This window comes from Dyadobacter sp. (genome assembly GCF_051859145.1).
Classification (GTDB): Bacteria; Bacteroidota; Bacteroidia; order Cytophagales; family Spirosomataceae; genus Dyadobacter.
In genome coordinates this window covers 1-6,315 of the sequence record NZ_JBHYGF010000156.1, presented here as the reverse complement: position 1 = coordinate 6,315, position 6,315 = coordinate 1, and the positions used below count along the sequence as shown (strand labels likewise).

Here is a 6,315-nt window from a genome sequence, read left to right as displayed (position 1 = left end):
CGTGGGCGAAGGAAATGGGAATGGAATCGTCAATCCCGGTGAATGGATCAGCGTTTTTACCAAATCTGACCTTGATTCGCTGCATGATTTTGGGCTGCAATTGTATACCGAGGATCCTTATGTATTGATGGAAAAGAGGCGCATGTTGTTTTTTGCGCGGGCCGACTGGTCGGGGGCGCAGCGGCTGACTTCGCAGGTGCAGATCAGCCCGGATTGTCCTGACGGTCATGAGATTACATTTTACGGCATTTACGATTATCCCAAAACCGGCAACACGCGCCGCGACAGCCACGGGGCGCATTCGTTTATCCGGGAGACCAAGCGGGTTTCTTTTAAGGTCAAAGTCAAACGGTAATCGCGATGGAAAATCAGCTTCCCGAGCCGAGCCGGATATCGATCTACGCAAGCGACGTGAACAACGTTTTGAGCCGCATTTTGCAGACTTTTGGCAAGAGCCGGTTTGATGTACATTACATTCAGATCTTCAAAACTGAAAATCCCGGATTGAAACTCATTATCGTTGAAGCCACATTCCCAAAAGAAATGATGACGCTGATCCTCAACCGGATAGAAAAAATCATAGAAGTGCACCGCGCTTTCGCGCATTTGGACGAAGAACAGGAAACGAAGGCGCTTTGATTGCGTTCCAACCCGTTTTTGCACAACCATATTCCCGAATGTTGCTACATTTACGAATCAAAAGAATTTAATTCCATGAAGAAAACTGCGCAGCGCCGTTCGCTTATACTGCAAAAACTGGATGAGTTGGGCGAAGTGAATGTGAATGATTTGAGCGAAATGCTGGAAGTGAGCGAGGTGACGATCCGCAACGATCTGGACAAACTAGAAAACAGTAATCTGCTCGTGCGGGCGCATGGTGGGGCTTTTAAGACCAATAATATCGCGCTGACAGTTACGGAGAAACGGAAAATCAACCACGATACCAAGCGCCTGATCGGCCGGAAAGCAGTTTCGCTCATCAACGAGGGCGACAGCATTATCCTCGATTCAGGCACGACGACTTTTGAGATTTCGAACAATCTGGAAAAATTCAAAAGTCTGACCGTGATCAGCAACGCGCTGGACATCGTCAACAACCTCGCGCAGTACGAAAACCTGCAAGTGTACATGCCCGGTGGCTATCTGAAAGAATTCTCCATGTCGCTGGTTGGCCCGATGGCAGAGCGGAATTTTAAGCAATTGTATTGCAACAAACTTTTCCTGGGCGTCGACGGAATGAAAGCTAATGCAGGCTTTTTCACCCACTACATGGAAGAAGCGCACCTGAACCAGATCATGATCGACATCGCGGAGGAGGTGATTATCGTTTCCGATTCATCCAAATTTAAGAAATCCGGGTTGGCATTTATTTGTGGGTTTGACAAAATACACAAAGTGGTGACGGATGATAAAATCGAGGAGGCGGATTTGAAGATGTTGAAGCAGCATAATATTGAGGTGATTATTGCGTGATGCAAAATCAAAAAACTATCACACCTATGAATAAGACCGACATTTCCACAACTTCTTTAATTCAGGATGTTGTTCAAATTTTACAGCTGGCCCGACAAAAAGCATATAATGCTGTAAATAGCGAAATGGTGGTAGCCTATTGGCAAATGGGAAGAAGAATTGTGCAGGAGGAACAGCATGGAGAGCAAAAAGCTGCCTATGGTGAAGCAATTTTAAAAACACTTTCAATGGCGCTTACTGCTGAATTAGGCAGTGGGTTTTCTTACGCAAACCTTCGGAATTTCAGACAATTTTATCTCACTTATCCTGACGAATCAATTTGCTACGCAGTGTGTAGCAAATTGTCATGGAGCCATAACCGGCTAATTATGAGAGTCGAAAGCCAGGAAGCAAGAGACTTTAATTTGAAATAATGCGCAGAACAAATGTGGAGTACGCGAACATTGGAGCGCAATATCAATTCCTTCTATTATCAACGTTTACTTTCCTCTCAGAAACAATCCGTTTCCCTGCTGGAAAATCGCGAATCTGAAATACTTGCAGCAAGCGAGTTTATCAAAGATCCCTACGTTTTTGAATTCCTGAATATTCCGCAGCCCGTTAATTCATTGGAACAGGATATTGAAAAAGCATTGATCGAAAATCTGCAACAATTTTTACTCGAATTAGGAAAAGGATTTTCATTCGTCGGCAGGCAGTTCCGGATCAGCACGGAAACAAGTCATTTTTACATTGATCTCGTTTTCTATAATTATCTTCTCAAATGTTTTGTGCTGTTTGATTTAAAAACGGGTAAACTAACACATCAGGACACCGGACAAATGGATATGTATATTCGCATGTTCGATGATCTAAAAAAGCAGGATGATGATAACCCGACTATCGGAATTATTCTTTGCACTGAAAAAGACGAAACCGTTGTAAAGTATAGTATTCTGAATGATAGCAAGCAGTTGTTTGCTACCAAATACATGCTTTATCTGCCAACTGAGGAGGAATTGATTGCGGAGGTTGAACGTGAGAAAAAGCTTATCACAACGAAGTTGAATGGAAAAATAGCCGATAAATAACCGCGCACACTATATGAAAACCTCCCTCTCCCACCTCCCCGAAGACAAGCAGGAAGAATTACAGACGATCACGAAAATCATTCTCGAAAAAATACCCGCCGAAATGGTTATTCTTTTTGGCAGTCACGCGCGTGGGGATTGGGTGGAAGATTTTCAGGATACGTATGAGTATGTGAGTGACTTTGACATTCTGATTATTACCAAAGATAGAAAAGCGGCAAGGGGACAAAAGAAATGGCAGGAGTTGGATAAGGCATTGGCGGCAAATCAGGACATTACGAAAACCAACATTATCCAGCACAGCCTTTGGTTTGTAAATGATAAGATTGAAAGGAATTTTTACTTCTTTGTCGATATTTATAAAGAAGGAGTTATGCTTTTTGATTCAGGAAAATTTAGTTTATCTGAGCCGAAAGAATTAAGTCCTTTGGAAAGACAGAAGAAGGCTAGTAATGCATTTGAACATTGGTTTGACAGTGCAAACCGTTTTTTAGAATCCTTTGATTTTAACTTTCAAAAAGGAGAAAATGTCGCGGCATATTACAGTAACGCGGCCTTCTTACTTCATCAAGTCACTGAAAGATATTATGCTGCCATTCTGCTCGTTTTTACTGATTACAAACCGAGGACACATGATATTGAAGAGTTGGGAAAACAAGCCGAAAAGCTTCATTCTGATTTCGCAACTGCTTTTCCCAAAAACACGGCCGAAGAAGCGCGACTATTCAAACTTTTGAAAAAAGCATATATCGACGCGCGATATGAAGTCAATTATAAGATCGAAAGAGAGGAATTGGAGTATTTAGCTGAGCGTGTGAGAGTGCTCAGGGATTTGACGGAGCGGATTTGCAGGGAGCGGATTGGGGAGTTTGTGAAAGAGTAAAAAGTAAACTTCCATATTATTCTTCGAAGGTAACCGTTTCCCGAATCTCCGCAATATAATCTAATGTCACGTTCATAGCGGAAGCAATCTGTTCATCAGTAAGTATTGACAGCTTGATCAGGTTTCTAATAGGCTTTTGCACAGTCTGATGATATGCTTCTTCATAGCCTTGTTTGTAGCCTACCAAATATGCTAGTACGCAAAGTTCCTTAAAGTAAATCTTTAAGATATCCTCTTCGGCCATAATGATTTTCAGGGTTTAGAGTTCTTTCCGAATTTCCAGTACGTACTCTATTGTCACATTCATTGCAGAAGCAATTTGCTCATCGGTAAGCACTGCCTGCTTGATCAGGTTCTTCACCGCATTACGGGTGGTTTCCTTACGGCCTTGCTCAATAAATTGTTCCAAAGTGTCCATAATCGATTCTTTATTTGCAGATGGTGGTAACGATGTAATCATCTCTAAAAATTGATCCCTACCAAGTGGATTCCCCTCTAATATATAAACTATCAAAGTGTTTAGCAAGTTCTTGTCCATCTCATTAATTAGTGTATAAATGGTCGGAAGTAATGCGTTCAGCTGCTTTTTAAACGCACTATACTTCATAGCCAGCAGCGACGCGGCCAGAAAATGATTATTAAGTGCCTGAATCTCGTCGTCAGAGATCTGGCCGAGGTTATGAAAAATATACTGATAGTCAGGCACAAAACCCCGTAACGTTGGTTCCAAGTCGCCAAAGACATCGATCAGTGTCTTATACTCCCATCTATCCCTGCCGTGGTAAAGCAATATCGGAATGATCAGCGAGGGACTTTCCTTATTGCTGATCTGTTTCAAGAGCCCGGAGAAGATGTAGCTGCCAATCTGGATCGGCACGTATTTGTCCACGTAGCTTTTATGTTCGACGAGCAATGAGATTTTTACTTCTCCTTTCCCGCCTGCCCTCTTGCAGGTGTACACAATGTCTGAAATGGACTTTTGCAGCTCCTTGGAAACGTATGTGTCGGGAAGTTGTTCGAGAGTCGAAAAATCGAGCAGGGCCTGAATGTGCTGCGGGATGCAAGAGCGGAAGTAGTCCAGGGCAATCTCCTTGTTGGCCATGATGGCGCGCAGGAAGGTGTCGTGTTTTTGTGTGTGTTTGTCCATGCGGCAACATTAGAATTTTGAAGTGTACCTCATTTCAATACTGCAATCCTGTCGGTTGTTACCAACTGCAAGCCAAAATTCTTTTCGGCCACGCCGAGCTCCGGAGGAGCACCCTGTTTATAGAAAGGTTATACGCCTGAATTTTGCGGCTCCGGAGGAGCCTCCTGATAAAGCGCGATAATCAGGGAGGCTCCTCCGGAGCCGGTCGTCGGGGCTGATTTTTAAGTCTATAAACAGGGAGCCGCTCTGCGGCTATTCTTCAATTCTTCACCACTCTAACCCAACCCGCAAGCAGAAAATTTCTCCAAAACCTCCGTTACCTTTCTTTTTGGCTAGACAATATTATTTTTTTCTTACGAAAAGATTTTACTTTTAATAAAACATTATATTTGTTTCGATACCTTTCGATTTAATCATTTCTAGACCGCTAACCTTCCTATCCTATGGGAAACAAAATGTTTACTGAATGTTTTAGTAGTGTCCGCAGTGCGTGCGGAGTGCCACTGCGGATGCTTTTCGCAGTGCTGATTGTGTTTTTATGTTGCAGTCCCGGACAGGCGCAGAATGCCGGACAGGGAAGGCAAGTTGCTGTGCGTGGACAGGTTACCGAGAAATCAACCGGCCAGCCGCTGGTCGGCGTTTCGGTTCGTGTAAAGAATAGCAGCGATGGTGTGGTTTCCGATGCAAGTGGGAATTACAGCATTCAAGTGCCTGCGAATAGCACTTTGTTGTTTACGTATATAGGGTATGGTGACGTGGAGGAAGTGGTTGGGAATCGCTCTACCATTTCGCCGCAGCTGGATGCGAGCGACAAGTCGCTGAATGAAGTGGTTGTTGTTGGTTACGGAAGTCAAAACAAGCGCGAAGTGACTGGCTCGGTAGTGTCGGTGGGCGCCAAGCAGATCCAGGATCGGCCAGTGGTTTCTTTTGGTGAAGCATTGGCGGGACAGGTAGCCGGAGTGCAGATCCAGCAGACTTCGGCAGCTCCGGGTGGTGGTTTGTCTATCAAAATCAGGGGCACAGGATCGATTACAGCGGGTATCCAGCCTTTGTATGTGATTGATGGTGTGCCGCTGGATAACTCGGTAACCAACGCGGCAGCCCAAGGTGGTGACATTGGCAGCCAGTCTCCGGTGAACCCGCTGGCGAGCATTAACCCGGGTGACATTCAGTCTATTGACATATTAAAAGATGCAGCGGCAACTTCCATTTACGGATCACGCGGCTCAAATGGCGTGGTGATCATTACCACCAAACAAGGTGCGGCCGGTAAATCGCAGATCAGCGTGAACGCGAGCTACGGCTTTCAGCGCATTGCTTCGAGAGTGGGCCTGATGACCAACGAAGAATATGCACGCCGCCAGATCGATATACGGAATAGCGACTGGGTACGCGCGGGCGGAAAAGCAACCGATCCTAACTCAGTAAGAAGCGGACCAGCCTTCAAAATCCCTGACGAATTCAAAAATCCATCAGCTTATCCCTGGACCGACTGGCAAGACGAGCTTTACCGCACCGCGCCGATGCAGAACTACCAAATCGCAGCTTCCGGCGGGACAGAGAATGCACGCTACTACGTGTCAGGTAACTATCAGAACCAGGAAGGTATTATCGTCAATTCCGGTTTCAAGAAATACGCTTTCCGTCTGAATGTGGATGCAAAAGTGACGGACAGAATCAGGGTTGGCGCGCGTGTAGCACCATCTTACACCAACAACCGCATTGCTACATCTGGCGGTATC

General features: G+C 44.9%; 9 protein-coding genes. 7 read left to right on the top strand and 2 right to left on the bottom strand.

The annotated features are described in order from the left end of the window. The 6 genes from ACTIE6_RS10585 to ACTIE6_RS10560 form a co-directional block, all read left to right on the top strand. A partial coding sequence (locus tag ACTIE6_RS10585) for a hypothetical protein (RefSeq protein ID WP_439556604.1) occupies positions 1 to 355 on the top strand: 355 nt, incomplete at its 5' end. A gap of 5 nt (positions 356 to 360) precedes the next feature. Continuing rightward, positions 361 to 639: an ACT domain-containing protein gene (locus ACTIE6_RS10580; RefSeq protein ID WP_439556603.1), complete on the top strand. Its 279-nt coding sequence runs from the start codon at positions 361 to 363 to the stop codon at positions 637 to 639. Between the two features lie 75 nt (positions 640 to 714). Continuing rightward, positions 715 to 1,473 carry a transcriptional repressor AgaR gene (gene agaR, locus ACTIE6_RS10575; RefSeq protein ID WP_439556602.1) on the top strand — a complete coding sequence of 253 codons (759 nt, stop codon included), beginning with the start codon at positions 715 to 717 and terminating at the stop codon, positions 1,471 to 1,473. A 26-nt stretch (positions 1,474 to 1,499) separates the two neighbouring features. Then, complete coding sequence (locus tag ACTIE6_RS10570) at positions 1,500 to 1,886, top strand: DUF1016 N-terminal domain-containing protein (RefSeq protein ID WP_439556601.1); 387 nt, start codon at positions 1,500 to 1,502, stop codon at positions 1,884 to 1,886. 12 nt (positions 1,887 to 1,898) lie between these two features. Further along, positions 1,899 to 2,543, top strand: coding sequence for a PDDEXK nuclease domain-containing protein (locus tag ACTIE6_RS10565; protein ID WP_439556600.1), 645 nt, complete (start codon positions 1,899 to 1,901; stop codon positions 2,541 to 2,543). 13 nt (positions 2,544 to 2,556) lie between these two features. Beyond that, complete coding sequence (locus ACTIE6_RS10560) at positions 2,557 to 3,426, top strand: HEPN domain-containing protein (protein ID WP_439556599.1); 870 nt, start codon at positions 2,557 to 2,559, stop codon at positions 3,424 to 3,426. A gap of 16 nt (positions 3,427 to 3,442) precedes the next feature. Here ACTIE6_RS10560 and ACTIE6_RS10555 read toward each other — a convergent pair whose 3' ends face one another. Together ACTIE6_RS10555 and ACTIE6_RS10550 are read right to left on the bottom strand one after the other, a co-directional pair. After that, positions 3,443 to 3,670, bottom strand: coding sequence for a hypothetical protein (locus ACTIE6_RS10555; protein WP_439556598.1), 228 nt, complete (start codon positions 3,668 to 3,670; stop codon positions 3,443 to 3,445). A gap of 15 nt (positions 3,671 to 3,685) precedes the next feature. Beyond that, positions 3,686 to 4,573, bottom strand: coding sequence for an Rpn family recombination-promoting nuclease/putative transposase (locus tag ACTIE6_RS10550; RefSeq protein ID WP_439556597.1), 888 nt, complete (start codon positions 4,571 to 4,573; stop codon positions 3,686 to 3,688). A gap of 443 nt (positions 4,574 to 5,016) precedes the next feature. Here ACTIE6_RS10550 and ACTIE6_RS10545 point away from each other — a divergent pair. Further along, positions 5,017 to 6,315 (top strand): SusC/RagA family TonB-linked outer membrane protein (locus ACTIE6_RS10545; protein WP_439556596.1); only part of this gene is annotated, 1,299 nt, incomplete at its 3' end.

Excerpts from the sequence above, each read along its gene's own strand:
- ACTIE6_RS10550 (WP_439556597.1), bottom strand. The coding sequence starts at position 4,573 with ATGGACAAACACACACAAAAACACGACACCTTCCTGCGCGCCATCATG.
- ACTIE6_RS10560 (WP_439556599.1), top strand. The coding sequence starts at position 2,557 with ATGAAAACCTCCCTCTCCCACCTCCCCGAAGACAAGCAGGAAGAATTA.
- agaR (WP_439556602.1), top strand. The coding sequence starts at position 715 with ATGAAGAAAACTGCGCAGCGCCGTTCGCTTATACTGCAAAAACTGGAT.
- ACTIE6_RS10565 (WP_439556600.1), top strand. The coding sequence starts at position 1,899 with ATGTGGAGTACGCGAACATTGGAGCGCAATATCAATTCCTTCTATTAT.
- ACTIE6_RS10555 (WP_439556598.1), bottom strand. The coding sequence starts at position 3,670 with ATGGCCGAAGAGGATATCTTAAAGATTTACTTTAAGGAACTTTGCGTA.
- ACTIE6_RS10580 (WP_439556603.1), top strand. The coding sequence starts at position 361 with ATGGAAAATCAGCTTCCCGAGCCGAGCCGGATATCGATCTACGCAAGC.
- ACTIE6_RS10570 (WP_439556601.1), top strand. The coding sequence starts at position 1,500 with ATGAATAAGACCGACATTTCCACAACTTCTTTAATTCAGGATGTTGTT.